Source organism: Cellulomonas sp. IC4_254, from assembly GCF_011603975.1.
Taxonomy (GTDB): domain Bacteria; phylum Actinomycetota; class Actinomycetes; order Actinomycetales; family Cellulomonadaceae; genus Cellulomonas.
In genome coordinates, this window is the sequence record NZ_JAANNB010000018.1 from 15,039 (window position 1) to 33,376 (window position 18,338).

Here is an 18,338-nt window from a genome sequence, read left to right on the forward strand (position 1 = left end):
GTGGTTGGCTGCCCACATGAGCCTCGAGCAGACGAACACGGTCTACGTCGCGCTGGACCTGCTCACTTGGCAGCAACAGGGGACGCTTGTCCTGAGTCCCAAGTTCCAGAGGCGCGGCGTATGGTCGTCGGGCGCTCGAGGCTACTTCATTGACACGTTGCTGCGGGGATATCCGGTTCCTCCGATTCATCTGCGCCTGTCGCTTGAGCCGACGCGTGGTGTCGTGCGTGAGGTCATCGATGGTCAGCAGCGGCTTAAAGCGCTGCTGGACTTCATGGCCGGAAAATTCCGACTGCCTCGCCAGCTCAATGCTCCGTGGGCGGGCCGGAGTTACGAGCAGCTCACACCGGAGCAGATTCAGACGCTTATGGAGTTCCGGTTCCAAGTTTATCAATACCAGAACCTTGATGATCGCGCAGTCCTGGAGATTTTCCAGCGCATCAACACATACTCGGTCCCCCTCAATGCGCAAGAGCTCAGGCACGGCAAATACTTCGGCGAGTTCAGGCAGAGTGTTTATGAGCTGGCTTTTGACAGGATTGCGTTTTGGCGCCAGGGAAGGATTTTCACCGAATCGGCCATTGCGCGAATGAGCGAGGCCGAGCTTGTCAGTGAGCTCTTAATTCTGCAAATGGATGGATTGCAGGATAAGAAGAAGTCCATCAATGAGTTCTATGCACAGCTTGACGAGTCGTGGGGCGACCACCCGGTTCGCTGGTCGACAAGGGCGCGAGAGAGCGTCCCTGCAGAATGGCTGCCCAGGGCGGAGTGCGAGCGACGCTTTTCCGTCACCCTTGACGCGATCATCGACGCTGTCGGCGCAGATATTTCAGGGTCCGAGTTCAGGCGAGTTCCGATGTTCTACTCGCTTTATGCTGTGGTGTACCACCGCCTGTTCGGCCTGCCAGGGTTCAATCGGGACACGCCGAGGTCCGCGCTCGATAGTTCCGCAGCGACGCTATTGTCGCAGGCCATCGCTGAACTTTCCGAGCTCGTCGCGGAGAAGCCGCAGGTCGACGAACTGTCGGGCTGGCGCCGCGAGTTTCTGGTGGCATCTTCGCGCCAAACTGACAACGTCGGCCCGAGGCGCGACCGCAGTGCTGTTTTGTGGGATCGAGCGGGCCTGGGCGGCTGAGGTGAAGGCGATGCCCCCGATCGGCACCCGATGCGTCGCGCGATTCAACGAAACACTTCGAATAGCCGCCGCGACTGAAGGTTTGTGGCTTTCTGCTCCACCGGCCTCGTCGGTGAAGAAGAGCCTTAAGGTGCACCAGCTAGAGGCGCTCTACGAGGCAACTTATCTGCGGATATTTGCTGCGTTTGAGTCGTTCATCGAAGACAGCTTGGCCCACTATATGGCTGGGTATGAAACCGCAAACTACTCGCCCGTTGTCGCAAGTGGTAGCTCGTCGCACGGCACGATAACGGCTGCGATCTCGACGCTTTACGGCTCGCGCCCGTATCTTCTGTGGCATGACATGGGGCGGGATATTGATCGATCTCGTAAACACCTAGTCGATTGCCCTGTCGAGGTCGCGTTGAGTGCGAACCAGTCCAGGCTCGCCGAGTATGCAGCAATAAGGCACCATATCGCTCATGGGTCGGCCGACTCGCGGCGAAAGTTTGAAGTTGCGGCCCTATCGGTCACGGGTAGGACGCATGGCGGGCGCCCTGGGCGGTTGCTCCGGTCGGAAGACATCTCCGACCCGCTAAATGCGCCAAAGTGGATTAGGGTGATTGTGGACGATATCGCGAACACGGTCCTGTCCATTTGTCCGTGAACTTGCGGTGATGCTCCCGAGGCGTGGATCGTGCGCGCGTCCGCCACGGACCTACTTGGGGTGCGACCGTTGACCGACGAAGCAGGCGGGTCTTAGCGTCGATCCCGACCGCACCGCCCCTCCGGGCCCCCGACCCCCTCCACGTCACGCGCCAGGGTCGCCGCGCCGCGGGACACCGACGTCCCAGGGGGCGGCGCCGGCCGACGTGGACAGGGGGAGTCACATGCGCATGCGTCAACTCCGTCGCGGCCTCGTGGGCGTCGTAGCCCCGCTCGCGGTCGCCGCACTGCTCGTCTCGGGCGGCCCCGCTGCCCTGGGGGCCGACGACACCACCGACCGCTGGGGCGGTGACAAGGGCGGCGGTCACCACGACACCGCCACCATCACGTCCGAGCCGTGGGGCGCCACCGAGGACGGCACCGCCGTCGAGCGGTACACGCTGAGCAACCGCGGCATGACTGTCCGGATCCTCACCTACGGCGGCATCATCCAGTCGCTCGAGGTCCCGAACGGCCGCAAGGACCCGGTGAACGTCGTCCTCGGCTTTGCCGACCTGCAGGGCTACCTCGACAACAACAACCCGGGGCCGTACTTCGGCGCGCTCATCGGCCGGTACGGCAACCGCATCGCGAACGGCCAGTTCGAGCTCGACGGCGTCACGTACAACCTGCCGATCAACAACGACCCGAACAGCCTGCACGGCGGGTTCAACGGCTTCGACACCAAGGTCTGGACGGCGACGCCGATCCAGAACAACGGCACCGTCGCGCTGCAGCTCAACTACCTGAGCCCCGACGGCGAGGAGGGCTACCCGGGCAACCTCGACGTCCAGGTCACCTACACGCTGACCCGCGACCAGAAGCTCGAGATCCACTACACGGCGACGACGGACGCGCCGACGGTCGTGAATCTGACGAACCACACGTACTGGAATCTCCAGGGCGAGGGCACGTCGTCGATCTTCGACCACGAGCTCACGCTGCCGGCCAGCGGTTACACGCCGGTCGACTCGACGCTGATCCCGACCGGCGAGATCGCCGACGTGTCGGGCACTCCGATGGACTTCCGGTCGGCGACGGCGATCGGCGAGCGCATCCGCGAGCCGTTCGAGCAGCTGCTGTTCGGGCAGGGCTACGACCACAACTGGGTGCTCGACCGGCCCGACGACGGCAGCCTGCGGCTGGCGGCGAAGCTCCGTGACCCGGACTCCGGGCGGACGCTGAAGATGTGGACCACCGAGCCGGGGATCCAGTTCTACTCGGGCAACTTCCTGGACGCGACGCTCGTCGGCACCGGCGGGCACGTGTACCGGCAGTCCGACGGGCTGGCGCTCGAGACGCAGCACTTCCCGGACTCGCCGAACCAGCCGCAGTTCCCGAGCACGACGCTGCGGCCGGGGGAGACGTACGACACGACGACGGTGTTCGACCTGTCGCGCGGGAGGCGGTGAGCTCGTCGGAGGAGGCGGACGTTTCGAGATGGATCGGTGGCGGTCCGGCGCGGTACGGCGCCGGACCGCTGCAGTGCCTGCTCAAGACGAGGCAACTACGCCTATGTCGGGAAGCGCGAGCGACTCCTCCTTGGCATATCCGGCGCGATGCAGGTCCGGCTGTCCTGAGACGTGGAGGTCGAGTGTCGCTCGTGGTCCGGGGCATAACACAGCTTGCATGTGCCGACGAGGTCGGTCGCACGGCAAAATCACGTACCTCGTCTCTTGGGGACTCAGCTACCGCCTGGGGCGCTGACTGAAGGCGCACGCCGGCGCCGTCCGCCGCGCTCCGTGACCTATTGAACCTGCGCGGCCCGGTGGTGTTGGTCGTTTGCTGATTCGGGTGCGGGAGATCGGAATCTATGGGACGTCGGAAGCGGACCGGCGCGCGGCGCGCGCTTGTCGAAGCCTGCGCGGAGGTTTGCTTCCGCAGGTCAGCCGCACTGACGAGGCGGCGTGGAGCCGCATCGCCAGGAACGTCGAGCTCGTCTCGATGAGCCAGTTCTCGCGGTTGCCGCCGCGCTCCGCCAGAGCGTGCAGCGCGTGACATCCAGCGGTTGACGAGCGTCGAACACGTCCGGACTCATCCCACCGCCAGCCCTCCGAAGTCCGCCCGGAGGCGCGCCACGTCGTCCCGAATCTCGGTCTCCGGGCCGTACTGGTAGCTGACCATTCGAACGCTCGTCCCCTCGGTGCGGTTGTAGAAGTAGGTGGTGAACTGGGCGCTGCTCGGGGCCGCTCGTAGTTGCACGAAGTGCCCGAGGCGCAGCGGGGACTGCGACCCATCCCGGACGAGGTAGAGCTCGTCCTCGAACATAAGGTCGCCCACCGTGAACTCACGAGCGGCGAAGGGCGTCCGCGTCCCGACTGCGACCTGCGCCGTCTGAACGAGGCCGTCGCGACGTCGCCTGGCGCCGAGCGGACGGACCAGCAGGAGCTGGGACCAGACGTTACCGAGGAGCCCCCGCAGCTCCCTGAGGTCCGAGACGAGCGAGTCGACCTGAGCCGCCAACTCCTGCTCCGAGGTGTACCCCGTGTGGCCGGACCACCGGTTTCGCTTGCCATTCAGCTCGTTGAACTTCTTAACGACGTCTTTCGAAGTCAGCCGCTCGAGGCCGGCGCGACCGAGGCCGGCGAACGCGCGGCGGACGCGCGCCACCTCATCCGCGTCGCCGTTATCTAGCGCGCTGCGCAGGCTCTTCGAGGTCTTCTCGACGATGACCACCCAGGTGCCGAACGATGCCTTCTCGATTCCCAGATGGTTCGCGTTCAGGGTCTCGCGGATCGCGGCCTCGGTCTCGCGGCTGCTGCCGGGATCGCTGCGGCTCGCGGAGAGCAGGACCGTCGCATGGAAGGTCACGATCGCCTCCCACGCGTGGAGGTACGCGCGCTGCTTCTCCACCACCGAATGGGCGGACTCGGCGGTCCACAACGCTGATGCGATCGGGTACGGCAACTGGTCCAGCCACGCGGTGAGCGAGTCGTCGAAGGCACCCGCGATTCTGCTCACAACGTCGTCGGCGCTATCCGGGGCGGACCAGATGCTCGCTCGCTGAGTGCTCAGCTCCGCCTGGAACGAACCGAGCCTCTCATCCGCCGACGCGAGGGCGAGCTGCAGGCGAAGGTCGGGGACCGGCACGAGGAGCTCGTCGGCCCACCTCATCAGCGAGTTGGCGTCCGACCGCAAAGCCCTGATGTGGTGGCCGGAGCTGCCATTCTCGATCGCGCGGAGCCGACTGGCAACGCCCTGCTCTGAGTTGAGCCAGGCCGCCATGAAGGGCGGGTAGATCGAGTCGTCGTCGAGATCGATCGCGAGGACCCGCCCGCCGGCATTCGTCTCGGACAGATCGGTGGCGGCTCTGCCAGCCCACGTCGTCGGGACTAAGAACTGGCGGTCGCCCTGTCTGTCCGCCGAATCCGTCACCGCCTCGGGCTGCCGGGCAATGAGACTGCTCAACCGCCGGGTGGGCCAGCCCTTCGCCGCCATGTCCCGAAGCAGCTCGCGCGAGTCGTCGCCGAAGACGCGACTGGGATCCAGGTCGACGGTCTCGCGCGGCTCCGCGGTCAACGAGACGCCGGAGTCTGGGCCGTACCGGGCCTCCAGGAACTGACCGTCCACCGCCGTGTCGTTGTATGTGGTGATGCGCCACGAGAGCTGACGCCCCTCGCTCGTCGTGCGTGACAACCGCGCGTCCCTGCGCGTGAACTGGCGGGTACTGATGGTGCGATTGCGCGGGCCCGGTTTTTTCGTCCTCAGCCCGGACTCAAGCTCGTGGAATGCCTCGACAGCGATCGACCTGCGGCGGTTCTCCGTGGTGAACATCGTCTGCAGGTCGGCGATCATTGCCTTGCCCTTACCGACGTCCTCGGCCTCGTTGGAGAAGGTCAGGAGGTACAGGGGGATCTCGGTGTTCGGCGCGAGCCCATCGGGAAGGCGGGTGACCGACTCCAGCAGGCCGGCCTCGACGATCCGCCGCCTGACGTCGGCGGTCGCGCCGCCAGAGCTCAGCGCGCCCGGGTTCACCAGTGCCGCGACACCTCCCCCTCCCTGTTCCGCCGGGCGCAGCTTCTCCAGCGCCAAGGAGATGAACAGCCAGGTGCTGTCCGAGCGCTGCGGGAGGCCGAACCCGAACTCGCCGTTGGACTCCCGCGCTTCCACTGCTGCAGCCGAGGGCCGCCAGTCCATGCCCCAGGGCGCGTCGACGATCACCAGATCGGCGCGGAAATCCTCGAAGGCGTCGTGCGCCAACGTGTCCGCATGGGCGACCTCGGCGTCGTGGACCGCCTCGAACCGACGACGGCTCGCGGACACGGCGGCTTTGTAGATGTCCTGGCCGCGGTAGCGGACCGTAACTCCCGAGGACTGCAACGCGTCGACCACGAGGTGTCCGGCGAATCCGAGGCCGGCCGCAGGATCCCAGACGTCGACGGTCGTCAGACTTGGATCGAGGCGGCTGAGGCCGCCGACGGCAAGTGCCCGCGCCAGGGACACGCTCGTCGCGTGCTCCACGCCGACCAGGCCGCGATCCCTGTCGGAGTACGGCACCGAGTCGGAGTGCTGGAGCGCCGCGCTGATCGCCGGGTGCGGAGCACTCTTCGTTCTCATCGGCCTACTCGCCCGAATCGGAGGCATCGGCGTCATCGAGATCTGTCTTGTCCGTCATCCGCATACGGCGCGACTGATACAGGTACTGGCCGATGAGGCGGATGAACTCGTCCGCGCGTTCGTCCTCCCCGGTCAACGCGCCGGTGAGCTTACCGAACGCCCCCTCGTTCAGCACCGCGGCGTCGGTCAGCGTCTCGCGGAGCTCGGGCGAGGCGAGGAACTGGTCGACGGCGTTGTGGTCGATCTGGTCAGCGATGCGCTGGTCTTCCTCGGCCAAGCCGGCCGCGGCGATGACGAAGCCCTCGATCTGGGGGTCGGCGAACTCCGCGCCGAAGAGCGAGTTGATCCGGGCGACAACCTCGGACAGCAACTCCTGCTGCGGGTCCGGTCGGGAGACCCCGGACCCGACGCCGGTGATGCCGGGAAGCCTGGGTGTGTCCTGGTCGCCAGAGAGGCCGATGTCGGCCCTGCCCTGGTCGATCTGGCGTACGCGGCGCAGCTCGAGACCCGAGACGTCGGCGTCAGCGCCCCGGTCGGCGGACGGGAGCAGCCGCACCAGCTGGCGCAAGAACTCGGCCAGCTTCTCGAGCTCGCTCGTGCCATAGTCGACCACCTGCGACATGAAGTCGTACAGCCGCACGTAGGAGCCGCAGTCCTTGCGGAAGGTGCGTAGCTCGTCGAGCGCCTGGCTGTCCTGGTCCTTCGTCGCCTCGGCCCACCTGCTCGCGAACTCGTGGCGTGCCGGCGTCACGGCCGCCGCCAGTGCGGCGTGGGACTGGGTCGGCCTCCACCACGCCTCCGCGTAACGCTCGACGTCGTCCGGCGCGTAGATCCTCGCCTGGGCCAGCTTCGTCGCGAGCCGGTGCACCAGGTTCGGGTCAGTCTCGGTCTCGACGTGGGCCTCGAGGTAGTAGGTCAGGAACGCCTCTCGGATCTCGGCGGGGTCGTTGACGAAGTCGAGCACGAAGGTGCGGTCCTTCGCTTCTCCCGACGGCGCTCGGTAGGTGCGGTTGAGCCGCGACAGCGTCTGCACGGCGTGCACGTCCGGGAGTCTCTTGTCGACGTACATCGCGCACAGCAGTGGCTGGTCGAAGCCCGTCTGGAACTTGTCGGCGACGAGCATCAGCCGGTACTCGGGACGGCGGAACTCCTTGGCGAGGTCGGATCCGACCCCTGGGTTCATCGACGCCTCTGTGACGTCGGTCAGCCCGTACTCGTCGTCGCTGATCTTGTCGGAGAACGCGACGATCGACTGGTAGCCGTAGCCTTTCTGTGCGAGGTACTTGTCGACCTCTACCTTGTACCGGGCCGCGGCCTGCCGGGAGTCGGTGACGACCATCGCCTTGGCGTGGCCATCGAGGAGCCGGGCGACATTGGCGCGGAAGTGCTCGACGATGATCTCGACCTTCTGGCCGATGTTCGCTGGGTGCAGCTTCGCGAACCGCATGATCTTGCGCGTCGCGACCTTCGGGTCCACGAGGCGGGCACCGTCGTCGACGATGTCCGTCAGGACGCCGTCCTCGCCGCGCTGCTGAATTTCGAATGCCGTCCTGTACGTCTGGTAGCCGCGCAGCACGTCAAGGATGAAGCCCTCCTCGATCGCCTGCCGCATCGGGTAGACGTCGAACGACACCGGCTTCCCGTCGTCGGCTGGGCGGCCAAACAGCATCTTCGTCTTGACCTTCGGCGTGGCCGTGAAGGCCAGCAGCGACACATTACGAGCACCGGCCCGCGCCGCCGTCTCTGCGGCGATCTGCGCCTCGCGCGCATCGTCGGCCTCTAGGATCTCGTTCACGACATCCTGCGAATCGACCACCTCGTCGGTGGCGAGCTGGCCGCCCTCCGTCAGCACTTTCTTCAGGTCGGCGGCCGTCTTGCCGGACTGCGAGGTGTGCGCCTCGTCCACGATCACGGCGAAATTCTTGTCGCCCAGCGTTGTCTCCAGGAGCCCCTTGACGTATGGGAACGTCTGGATCGTGACGACGATGATCAGCGCCGAACCCGTGAGGGCGTCCAGCAGCGCCCGTGACTTCGAACCGCCGGAGCGCCGCACTGCCGCGGAGTCGATGACGGCGACGGTGCCGACAGTGTCGTCGACCTGCTCGACGGCCTGCTGCAACTGGGCATCGAGAACGCGGCGGTCGGAGACGATCAGGACCTTGTCGAAGGTCTTCTCGTTGGCTGCATCGTGGAGGCGGGCTAGCCGGTGGGCGGTCCACGCGATGGTGTTGGTCTTGCCCGACCCGGCAGAGTGCTCGATGAGGTAGCGCCTGCCCGGGCTCTCCTCGGCGATCGTCTCGACGAGCTTCTTCACCGCGCGCCACTGGTGGTATCTCGGGAACACCAGTGTCGTAGACCGCTTGATCCTCCCGGTGACGGGGTCCTCGTCGGCCTCGGTCTTGAGGAACATCTGCGAGCCGAGGATGGCAAGCCAGTTGTCGCTCTGCAGGACCTGTTCCCATAGGTAGGACGTGGCGGCCCCGTCCGGGTTCGGCGGGTTGCCGGCAGCGCCGGTGTCCTCGTGGCCGCGGTTGAACGGCAGGAAGTAGGTCTTCTTCCCCGCCAGCTTCGTGGTCATGTGGACCTGGTCGTCGTCGACGGCGAAGTGGACCAAGGCGCGGGTGCCGAAGCCCAGCAGCGGCTGCCCCGCCGGGTTCCGGTCGTTCCGGTACTGGCTGACGGCGGTGCGCCACTCCTGCTTGAAAAACGACTTCAGCTCGATGGTCGCTACTGGCAGACCGTTGATGAAGAGCACCAGGTCGATGGAGCGGGTGTCCCCGCGCTTCGGCGAAAAGCGGACCTGGCGGACGACCCGCAATCGCACCTTCCGGTAGTGCTCGGTGGTCGTCGGGTTCTGCGTCGTGGCCGGCCTGAACTGGCACATACGGAGGTGCGCGGTCGCCCCGCGGGTGTGGGAGAACTTCCGGCGCAGCACGTTTAGCGTGCCGCCGCCCGAGCCGATCGGCGTGTCCAGGCGCGACACGAGCGAGGACAGCAGTGCCTCTCGGTCCGCGGCTTCAGCGCCCGTGCCGACGCGGACGACCTTCGCGTACTCGTCGGGCTGCGTCTCGGTCAGCCACCAGTGCACGTCCTCGGGCCAGATCGCCCGCTCGGCGTCGTAGCCCTCGTCGGTCTCGCTGTACTCCCAGCCGTTCGCGGCGAGGTGCTCGGCGATCTCGCGCTCGAACGCCTCCTCGCGGGTGCCGTCGGGTGCCGCCATGGTTTAGCTCGCCTTCCGTGCCGTGCGGACGTCGATCTGCCCCGTCACCGCCGCCGTGATCAGCGCCGAGCGGCGCTCCTTCGCGAGGGCGATGTGCTTCCCGGCCTTTGCGATCAGGGCGTCGATCTGGGTGGTCTCCTGGCGGTACTTGGCGACGAACGACTTCTGGTGCTCCACGGGTGGGAGAACCAACGGGACTCGCGCGAAAGTTGCCCAGTTCCGGAAGTCGACGCTCCGTTGTCTCGTGCTCGGGGCCTGGGTGGCGAGGAAGCCCGAGGTGCCCATATACCGGATGAGGAGCGCGAGGTATTCGGCGTCGTCGTCGTACCGGGGCGAACACACGTGATACACCGGTGAGCACTGGCCCTCGCTGTCTGAGATGCCGACTGCGCCGGCGAAGCCGTCGAGGGCGTGGAACACGATGTCTCCAGGCATGACGCCCTGGTAGCCCGCCTCGGCCTCCGACATCGTGTACCCGTCGGCTCGGCGGTTGGCGCGCAGCGTGACGACGCCGTCGCGATAGGCAGTCACGACGCCCGATCCCGGAACGGACGTCCGCTCGAGGGGTATGAGGGTCTGGCGAACAGTCGCCGGGCGGCGGCCCTCAGTCCGCTGGAACTCAGCGTCGGCGATGGTGTCGCGGCGCTCTCGAAGAAGTCCGATGAACTCCTCCTGCTTTGCGACGAGCGCGTCGATCTGAGCGGTCTCGCGATCCAGGTAGGCGGCGATGGCGCGCTGCTCGTCCGGGTTCGGGAGCACGAACGGCATGTCCGTGAGCATCCATCGGCGCACTGAATCCACCGTCGTCCGCGCAGAGCCGTCCTGAGCCATGAGCCGGAAGAAGGACGAGAAGTAGTAGAAAAAGTACCGCGGCAGCACATCGCGGAAGTTCGAGAGCACGTACACGCGCTGGTGCGCATGGAACTTGCCGCGGACGTGGTGGAACACCTCGCCGACCGCGCCATCTCCGGCGGTGAGGACGGCCTCGGTGTCGAAAGTGAATTCTGTGCTTCGGAGCGGATTGGACGATCGGACGTAGAAGTCGTACCCGCCCTCCGGCTCGGCGTCCTGGGTGTCTCCTGAGCCCGTTGCGACGTCGCAGATGAACCGGAGCCTCGTGATCGACCAGTCGGCGGGAACTTCGGTCAACCACCGACTGTCGACCCTCTGCGTCGCGCGGGCCCCAAGCTGAACGGCTGTCATCCTTCCACCTCGCGCAACAGCGTCATGATCTCTCCGACGACCCGCTCGAGGTCGGCGTCGATTTCGCCGAGCGGTCTGGGCGGCTCGTACGCGTAGAAGTGGCGCGTGAACGGGATTTCGTAGCCGGTCTTTGTCTTCGACCAGTCGACCCAGGCGTCGTCGACGTGCGGCCTCACCTCGGCGTCGAAGTACGCCTGCACCGTTTCTGCGAGCGCCTCGTGCGCCTTTGGATGCCCGCCCCAGCCGAACGGCACGTTCTCGGTGTCGCGGAGCGAGGCGTCAGGCTCGGGCTCGCCCTTGTTCGCACCCGAGACGTAGACGCAGATGTCGGCGGCCTCGTCGTGGACTCCTATGGTCTGCCACAAGGTCTTGCGCTGAGCGGTGGTCAGTCGGAGCCCCTGGGCGCCGAGGTGCCTACCGAGCTCCCGGTTGAACTTCTCCCGGTTCAGGTACGGGTCGTCGCCGAAGGACTCGAGCGCTTCAGTCAGTCCCGCGATCTTGCCGAGCGTCTTGTGTGCGGCCGCGGCGCTGATCGTCTCCGGCGTGCACTCGAACCGCAGCTGCAGCGGGCGCTCGACCGTGACGGTCCAGTAGGCGAAATCAAGGTTGTCGAACACCCTCACAGGCACCCTGATCGCGTCGTCCTCGTCCTCGCCCTCAGTCCCGGCGAAGGCGCGGACGATCGCCTCGCGGCCCTTCTCCGCGATCTCGACACGCTTGGAGCCGATGGACTTCCGCAGCTTCGACCCCAGCCCGGTGGCGTCGATCAGCTGCACTCTGCCTTCGCGCTCGACTGGCTTCGCGTTCGACAGGATCCACAGGTAGGTGGCGATGCCGGTGTTGTAGAACATGTCGTTCGGCAGGGCGACGATGGCCTCGACCAGGTCGTTCTCGAGCATGTGGCCGCGGATGTCGGAAGGGCCGGAGCCTGCTCCGCCGTTGAACAGCGGCGAGCCGTTGAGGACGATGCCGGCCTTGCCTCCGCGGCCGCTGTCGTCGACGTCGCGCATCTTCGACGCGACGTGCAGCAGGAACAGCATCGCGGCATCGCCGACGGCCGGCAGGCCCGGCGAGAAGCGGCCCTGTCCTCCGCGGGCGTGCTCGTTCTTCACGTCAGACTCGACGGCCTTCCAGTCCGTGCCGAACGGCGGATTGGAGAGCACGTAGTCGAAGCGCCGGTCCTCGAAGCGGTCGACCACCAGGGTGTCGCCCTGCCGGACGTTCGAGGGATCTTGGCCCTTGATGAGGAGGTCGGCCTTGCAGATGGCGTAGGTGCGCGGGTTGATCTCCTGCCCGAACAGCGCCGTTGACGCGTCGGGGTTCAGCCCGTGCAGGTGCTCGTCTGCGACGGTGAGCATGCCGCCGGTACCGACCGTGGGGTCGTAGATCGACCTCACAGTGCCGCGGTCGCGCAGAGCCTCGGTGTCCTCGGCGTAGACCAGATCGACCAGGAGCCTGATGACGTCGCGGGGCGTGTAGAACTGGCCGGCACCGTCGTTGGCGGACTCGGCGAACCGGTAGATGAGGTTCTCGAACAGGTCGCCCATGTCGGCGTTCGAGACGGCGTCGGGCGACAGGTCGATGCCCTCAAAGTGGCGGGCGACCTGCGCGAGCCGGTCGCGCTCGTCGAGCGTGCGGATCACGTTCTCGAAGCCGAAGGACTTGAACACGTCGAGGTTTGCGGAGAAGCCGCCGACGTAGTCGATGAGGTTTTCGGCGAGGTTGTCGGGGTCCTGCAGCGCCTTCTTCAGCGTGTAGGCGCTGGTCGTCCAGAACGACAGTCCGGCGCTCTCCTCGCTGCGGGTGGCGATCTTCAGGTGCGTCCGGCGCTGCTGCTCGCCTGAGTACTGCACGACGATCTCGGCCATCGCCTCGCGGTGCGGATCCATCACGCACTCCAGGCGGCGCAGCACCGTGAACGGCAGGATCACCGAGCCGTACTCGGCCTCGGCGTAGGGGCCGCGCAGCGTGTCGGCGACGCTCCACACGAAACTGGAAAGGACTGACACCGCTGGTGATTCTCCGGATCTGGGTCGGCGCGGGAGTTGCCGGCGAGACCGGCGATCCTGAACGTGCCCATGCTATCGGCGAGCACCGACTCAAATGGCGGAGTTGCGCATCTGCGTGCCGATGGGGGGCCTGCGGCGGTAAGTGGTTGGCTCCGGGGTCAGCACATGACCCACCCCGGCGCGTCCATCACTCCCGCCTTCAGCCAGGAGTGGTTCCGCAACTGGTCGCGCCACTCCACGGCCGACCGCCGCTGCCCGTCCAGCCGCTCCCGCACCCGCGTCGAACGGCCGTCGTCATGCTCGCCAGCTCCGGGGTCGGCAGCCCCGGGGGGACGGCGCAGTCGCTCTCCGGCTCCCTCGTGGGCGCCGGGCTTGCACGAGGGAGGGAAGGTCCGATGGGAGTACGCCGGACGGGTCGCGCTGGCCTGGGTGCTGACGGTGCCCGCGAGCGTGGTGGTGGCGAGCTGCGTCGCGTGGGTCGTCGGGCGCGCCGCCGGATGAGGCGGCTGGCGCGCGGCATCTCGGGTGCGGCGCGGGACGACCTGGTCGACGGTCTGGTCGGGCAGCTGCGCGCGACGGAGGAGGCGTGCGACGTGGCGCTGCGGCTGGCGCGGGGGTCGTTGGCGCCGGCGGCCGCACGGGAGGAGGTGGCGGCGGTCGAGCACCAGGGCGACGCCTGGCGGGCGCACGTCGTGGGGTCGCTGACCCGCGCGCTCACCTCGTACCTCGACAGGGAAGACCTGTTCACGTACTCGCGGGCGATCGACGACGTGCTCGACAACCTCCGGGACTTCGTGCGGGAGGTGGACCTGTACCGGGTGCGCCCGGCGCCGGGGTGGGTGTCGGTGCTCGAGGAGATCCGGGCCGGGGTGCGGGCGCTGCGGGCGGCGACCGGGTGGCTCCGGCGCGACGTCGGGAGGGTGTCGGTGGCGTCGCTCGCGGCCAAGAAGGCGCCGGTGCGGACGCGGTACCAGGAGGCGATGGCGCGGTTGCTGGCGGAGCCGCTGACGTCGGAGACGCTGCGGCGGCGGGAGGTGCTGCGGCGGCTGGACATCGTGGGGTTGCGGCTGTCGGAGGCGGCGGACCACCTTGCTACTGCGGCGATCAAGCGGGGGACGTGAGGCGCGAGAGCCAGTCGGTGCGCCGGCTAGACCCGGCCCTCGCGCGCGTCCGCCGCGACACGAGCAGCCAAGCGCTCCAGCATCGTCAGGCCCGCGAGCCAATACTCGTAGACGCTGGGCCACTCCCCGAGGAGCTCGCCGGAGAGCCAGAACACCGGCTGCCCGCCGTCGGTGACGGGACCGGACCTGTCGATCACGAACACGGCGTTGTCGGCCACGTGGATCGGGTAGACGTTCTCGCGCGGCGGGAAGCCGGTGGCGGGGCCGTCCTCGTAGAAGGCGGCGAGCAGCGCGTCAGCCCGCTTCCAGCGCGGCCCGGCGCCCAGATCCGACGTGGCGAGGATGTCCCCGTACGCGAAGACGTCAGCCCACCCGTTCCCCTCCCGCAGCACGGACTCGTGCTGGGCATCGAGCTCGAAACCGAGGCGTACGCGTGCCTCGGCGAGATCGGCCTCGGTCGCGCGCACACCGGGAAGCGTCTCGGGGAACATGGCTGGCGCGATCTGCGAGATCGCCAGTCTCCGCGCCAGCATCTCGCCCACCAGGACGGCCCACGAGAGGGTCTGCGTCATTGCGGGCTCCAATCCCAGCTGCCGCGGACGAGGGTCCAGTCGGGCAGGCGCCCCTCGAAGATCGTCGGCGTGGACCCCAGCGGGAACCTCTGGGCCTGCGCGTCGAGCAGATGAGCTGGTACGTCCCCGTTCTCGCTGCTCAACGCGTCCCCCGCTTCGGCTCCGTGCGCGAAAGTAACAGCCGGTGCAGCGCGATGTGCGAGATGGGCGAAAGTGATTGCCCACCCGGGAGGCCCTCGTGACAGCGGACCTGCCGCACCAGGCCCTCTCGGCGCGGGGGCCGTGATCGGCGACCCGGACGAGCGAGTCGGGCCGTTTCCCGGCGCGAACGGGCGTCGCACCGAGACCGAGTCGGACAGACGCAGGGGAGACGCGTGACGCACGATGCCGGGCTGACCGGATCAGAGCTGGGGTCATTGAACAGGCGCGGGATGCAGGGCGAGGCCGTCGACATCGTCGGAGCCCTGCTGCGCTCCGAGCTCATCGTGCCGAGCGGCGGCGCGGTGGGATCGAACTTCGAGGGCTTCGTCCCGGTGCTGTTCGACCGCGGGGAGACCCCGATGCTGGCGGTGTTCACCTCGCTCGAGCTCACGGCGAAGGTGTCGCACCAGGCCCGGTTCGCGTTGACCATGACCGGGCGCGACCTGGTGCTGCGCATGCCCGGCGGACACGGGCTCGTGGTGAACCCGGGTCACGAGGTCGGGTTCGAGCTGTTCCCCGACGCCGTGCAGGCGGTCGCCCAGAGCGCCCGGAACGCTGCGCCTGACCGATGACTGGTGCGCCCCTCACCCTCGAGCAGCAGCGGACGATCCGTCGGCCCATCTCGTAGGTCATGACAGTCGGACCGGGTCGAGACCACCCGGTCAGCCCCAGAACTCCCGGGGCATGGCGGTGAGGCGCGGGTACATGTCGGTCGACCCCGACCACCGGGCGACCGGTTCGACGTGGTCCGACCCGGGGACGAGCCGCGTGAGCGTCATCGTCGTCGCGCGGTGGGTCACCGTGAAGAGCCGCTCCTCGTCGGCGTAGCCGAGCACCCGGTGGTGGCCGTTCCCCGGCGGCTGAGGCCTCCTCGTCTCGGAGCCCGCGCCGGGCAACGGAGGGAGCGGGCGCTCGGCACCGGTGTCCAGCCGGTGCTCGACGATCCGGCCACGGCGATCGAGCAGCAGCCGTCCGCTGTCGGGGTGCCACGCGAAGGACCCGACCAGCCGTGCCCCGTCGATGGTGTGCCGCAGGTCGCCGGTGCTCGGGTCCAGCAGCAGGACGACAGGGGCAGAGGGGTCCGCAGTTGCCAGCGACAGTGCCACCAGCGAACCGTCCGGCGCCCAGTGCACCGAGCGATCATCTGAGGACAACATCATCGCCGTGGGCTGCGTGAGGATCGCGGTGGACGTACCGGCGCGGACGTCGACGAGGTGCAGGGCGAACCACCTGGGGATGCCGGCGGTCGCGTTGACCCGCTCCAGGAACTGGCTGGGGCCGAACTGCCGGCTGATGTCGTAGAACTCGTCGGGCCGCCACTGCTCCGCGACCGCGACCAGCGCTCCGTCCGGCGACACCGCGAGCTCTCGGCGCCACTCCCACCCGCCGCGTGGCTCGAACGGGAGTCGCGAGGTCGAGAGATCGGACAGGTCGAGTCGGACGATGCCCTCGCTGAACCGCCTCTCGAGCATCGGCGTGCCGTCGTCCGGATGCAGCCCTTCGACCTCGATCAGCACCGCAGCGCCGCCCTCGACGACGAGCGGAGCCACCGCATCCGACCCGCTGCCCAACCGGGGGAGCGCACGGAGCTGGCCCGACTCGGGGACCCAGGCCCAGTGACGACCGTCCGCCCGGATGAGGGCGGCCACCGGGCCCGCGGAGGGAGAGAGCGGCTCCACCACCATCGCTGCGTGCCAGCGAGGTGCACCGGTCGACGGTCTCGGGCGTTCGGTCACGGGTCGGACGGTATCGCTGCCGGGCCACCGCACGGCGGCGATCGAGCAGTCGCGATGATCGACCTGTCGCGAGGGCCCACGCCGACGGTCTCGTCGCTGGTGGCTGCGCCGGACGGGTGGTGTCCGCCGGCAAGCGCACCGCGGGACCGCCGCCTCTGGTTCGCTCGCCGGTGTGAGCGCCGTGATCACCCCCGCCGCCCGCGCACTCCTCCGCGCAGGCGGCGCCGTCACGCTCTCGATCACGGCGGACGACACCCCCGTGACCCGTGACGCGCTCGGCGCGACCCGGCGTCGCCTGTACGCGCTGAACGACAGCGACGTCGGCGACGGCGAAGGGCGCGGCCCGTCCTTCGTCGCCGAGCCCGTCGCGGTGCCGGGCGGGTTCCTTCTCGCTGTCGACCTCGACGGTGTCCCGTCACGGGGTCGCCGGGCGCTGCCCGCGCTCCTGACCGCGGCCTGGGACGAGGCCCGGGCCGAGGCACGCATCGACGCGCCGACGCGCATGGCGGATTCCCCGTTCCTCGCGCTGCTGCACCGCGAGACCTTGGCGGGCCACGTGGTGGCGAACGCGCGGCAACGCGACTTCCCGTTTACGGCCCGTGAGCGCGAGTCCTGGGCCGCGATCCTGGACATCGGCTTCGCCTGGCTGACCGGAGGCGCGGGCGAGCGTGTCGCCGCAGGCGTCGTCGGATTCGGGGGGCCTTTCGAGATCGACCTCGACGGTGCCGACCTGATGGTGGCGGTTGCGGCCGTGCTCGGCGCCGGCGGATCGGTCGAGCTCGCGAGGCGGACCCCGGACGGCGACCGATACCTGAGGCTGGAGGCGGTCCTGCACGCACGACTGTCGGCGGCCTGGCTGCCGGGGGAGCAGACCGTCGCTGCTGTCGCCGCGGGGCTCGATCCCCTGATCGAGCTCTGCGAGCGGCGGGCGGATGCCCTGATGTGGGCCGGTGCCGACCTGAAGGACACCATCCGGTCGGGGTACGCCCTGCCGTACGCCGACGGCCCGATCGCGACGGACGACCGGCCGCCGCCGGTGCCGCTGGGCCCGCTCGTCGACGTCGTGACCGCCGCCTACCCGTGGCAGATCCTCGCGCCGGCTGTCCGCACCCGGCTTCCCGACCCGCTCCCGGGCGCCCACGAGCGGCGGCTGCCCGGAGGAGGCTCCGCCGTGCGCTTCGGATCGTGGCAGGACTGGGCACCCGGTGACGGTCGAGCGGCGGCGCGCACGGCCGCGTGGACCGCGCTCGAGCCGGTGATCGCCGTCGACCGCTCACGACGTCACGGGTAGGGGGCGGTGGCGACGGCCTCCGAGCCACCGGTGCACCGGTGCACCGGTGCCTGCCCAGTTCAGAGCACGAACACGTGCGACGACACCGTCGCCTCGAGCGCCACGGCGACCGCGAGGTCCCGCGCATCCCCGCCGGGCTCCAGCCGGAACCGCAGCCGCGGCCGCAGCGTCACGACGGGCGACCCGTCGCGCCGGAACACCACGCCGCGCCGACCGGTCGCCGCCATCGTCCACTCCGTGCCCGACCCGGCGCCCGAGGCGACCCGGCCCGCCTCGGCGCGCGACCGCGGCGGCTCCTCCCCGCTGCCGACGCGGGCGCTGACGACCTTGCCCGCCCGCGTGAGGCTGCGCGGCAGGTCGAGCAGCGGACGGCGCAGGGCCGGCTGGTCCACGACGCCCCGCTCGGTCCCGACGGCGAGGGCGAAGCCGTGCCACGGGAACGCCTCGAACCCGGTGGTCGACTGCGGCGCGCCCGTGCGCTCGCGGCCGACCACGTCGAGGATCGTGACCGTCGGGACGCCGTCGCCCCAGGTCACGGTGCCGTGCTCCTGGAGCGACCACGCGGCGAACACGTCTCCGGACGCCGACGGGACGCGCAGGTGGGCGGGG

The 18,338-nt window shown here is 68.5% G+C and carries 13 protein-coding genes; 6 read left to right on the forward strand and 7 right to left on the reverse strand.

Features of this window, described 5'->3' with window-relative positions:
* Window positions 1–16 precede the first annotated feature (16 nt).
* Together G6556_RS03495 and G6556_RS03500 are read left to right on the forward strand one after the other, a co-directional pair.
* Window positions 17–1,135 carry a DUF262 domain-containing protein gene (locus G6556_RS03495; protein WP_166938648.1) on the forward strand — a complete coding sequence of 373 codons (1,119 nt, stop codon included), beginning with the start codon at window positions 17–19 and terminating at the stop codon, window positions 1,133–1,135.
* 869 nt (window positions 1,136–2,004) lie between these two features.
* Window positions 2,005–3,231: an aldose epimerase family protein gene (locus G6556_RS03500; protein ID WP_205692974.1), complete on the forward strand. Its 1,227-nt coding sequence runs from the start codon at window positions 2,005–2,007 to the stop codon at window positions 3,229–3,231.
* 622 nt (window positions 3,232–3,853) lie between these two features.
* Here G6556_RS03500 and G6556_RS03505 read toward each other — a convergent pair.
* The 4 genes from G6556_RS03505 to G6556_RS03520 are packed head-to-tail and all read right to left on the reverse strand — an operon-like array spanning window position 3,854 to window position 12,808.
* The gene (locus G6556_RS03505; RefSeq protein ID WP_166938650.1) at window positions 3,854–6,376 is read right to left on the reverse strand and encodes an N-6 DNA methylase; all 2,523 of its coding nucleotides are present in this window, start codon (window positions 6,374–6,376) and stop codon (window positions 3,854–3,856) included.
* A 4-nt stretch (window positions 6,377–6,380) separates the two neighbouring features.
* A complete protein-coding gene (locus G6556_RS03510; RefSeq protein WP_166938652.1) occupies window positions 6,381–9,596 on the reverse strand; it encodes a type I restriction endonuclease in 3,216 nt (1,071 codons plus the stop codon).
* Between the two features lie 3 nt (window positions 9,597–9,599).
* Window positions 9,600–10,799: a restriction endonuclease subunit S gene (locus G6556_RS03515; protein ID WP_166938654.1), complete on the reverse strand. Its 1,200-nt coding sequence runs from the start codon at window positions 10,797–10,799 to the stop codon at window positions 9,600–9,602.
* Complete coding sequence (locus G6556_RS03520) at window positions 10,796–12,808, reverse strand: class I SAM-dependent DNA methyltransferase (RefSeq protein ID WP_166938655.1); 2,013 nt, start codon at window positions 12,806–12,808, stop codon at window positions 10,796–10,798. Before G6556_RS03520 ends, G6556_RS03515 begins: the two co-directional genes overlap by 4 nt.
* A 372-nt stretch (window positions 12,809–13,180) precedes the next feature.
* Here G6556_RS03520 and G6556_RS19855 point away from each other — a divergent pair, with 372 nt between their 5' ends.
* Together G6556_RS19855 and G6556_RS03525 are read left to right on the forward strand one after the other, a co-directional pair.
* A complete protein-coding gene (locus G6556_RS19855; protein ID WP_277344667.1) occupies window positions 13,181–13,309 on the forward strand; it encodes a hypothetical protein in 129 nt (42 codons plus the stop codon).
* A complete protein-coding gene (locus G6556_RS03525) occupies window positions 13,306–13,929 on the forward strand; it encodes a DUF47 family protein (protein WP_166938657.1) in 624 nt (207 codons plus the stop codon). The genes G6556_RS19855 and G6556_RS03525 overlap by 4 nt, the downstream gene beginning before the upstream one ends.
* Before the next feature lie 26 nt (window positions 13,930–13,955).
* Here G6556_RS03525 and G6556_RS03530 read toward each other — a convergent pair whose 3' ends face one another.
* Window positions 13,956–14,501, reverse strand: coding sequence for an SMI1/KNR4 family protein (locus G6556_RS03530; protein WP_166938659.1), 546 nt, complete (start codon window positions 14,499–14,501; stop codon window positions 13,956–13,958).
* Window positions 14,502–14,875: 374 nt separating this feature from the next.
* Between G6556_RS03530 and G6556_RS03535 the strand changes: the two genes are divergently transcribed.
* Window positions 14,876–15,274: an SseB family protein gene (locus G6556_RS03535; RefSeq protein WP_166938661.1), complete on the forward strand. Its 399-nt coding sequence runs from the start codon at window positions 14,876–14,878 to the stop codon at window positions 15,272–15,274.
* 90 nt (window positions 15,275–15,364) lie between these two features.
* On the opposite strand, the gene G6556_RS03540 is transcribed toward G6556_RS03535, so the two are convergent.
* Window positions 15,365–16,252 carry a hypothetical protein gene (locus G6556_RS03540; RefSeq protein WP_166938663.1) on the reverse strand — a complete coding sequence of 296 codons (888 nt, stop codon included), beginning with the start codon at window positions 16,250–16,252 and terminating at the stop codon, window positions 15,365–15,367.
* Between the two features lie 445 nt (window positions 16,253–16,697).
* Here G6556_RS03540 and G6556_RS03545 point away from each other — a divergent pair, with 445 nt between their 5' ends.
* Window positions 16,698–17,729 (forward strand): hypothetical protein, encoded by a 1,032-nt coding sequence (locus G6556_RS03545; protein WP_166938665.1) that lies wholly within the window; start codon window positions 16,698–16,700, stop codon window positions 17,727–17,729.
* A gap of 59 nt (window positions 17,730–17,788) precedes the next feature.
* Here G6556_RS03545 and G6556_RS03550 read toward each other — a convergent pair.
* Window positions 17,789–18,338, reverse strand: a 550-nt coding sequence (locus tag G6556_RS03550) for a hypothetical protein (RefSeq protein WP_166938666.1), incomplete at its 5' end; no start/stop codon positions are given.

Excerpts from the sequence above, each read along its gene's own strand:
- G6556_RS03515 (WP_166938654.1), bottom strand. The coding sequence starts at position 10,799 with ATGACAGCCGTTCAGCTTGGGGCCCGCGCGACGCAGAGGGTCGACAGT.
- G6556_RS03500 (WP_205692974.1), top strand. The coding sequence starts at position 2,005 with ATGCGCATGCGTCAACTCCGTCGCGGCCTCGTGGGCGTCGTAGCCCCG.
- G6556_RS03510 (WP_166938652.1), bottom strand. The coding sequence starts at position 9,596 with ATGGCGGCACCCGACGGCACCCGCGAGGAGGCGTTCGAGCGCGAGATC.
- G6556_RS03530 (WP_166938659.1), bottom strand. The coding sequence starts at position 14,501 with ATGACGCAGACCCTCTCGTGGGCCGTCCTGGTGGGCGAGATGCTGGCG.
- G6556_RS03525 (WP_166938657.1), top strand. The coding sequence starts at position 13,306 with ATGAGGCGGCTGGCGCGCGGCATCTCGGGTGCGGCGCGGGACGACCTG.
- G6556_RS03505 (WP_166938650.1), bottom strand. The coding sequence starts at position 6,376 with ATGAGAACGAAGAGTGCTCCGCACCCGGCGATCAGCGCGGCGCTCCAG.
- G6556_RS03495 (WP_166938648.1), top strand. The coding sequence starts at position 17 with ATGAGCCTCGAGCAGACGAACACGGTCTACGTCGCGCTGGACCTGCTC.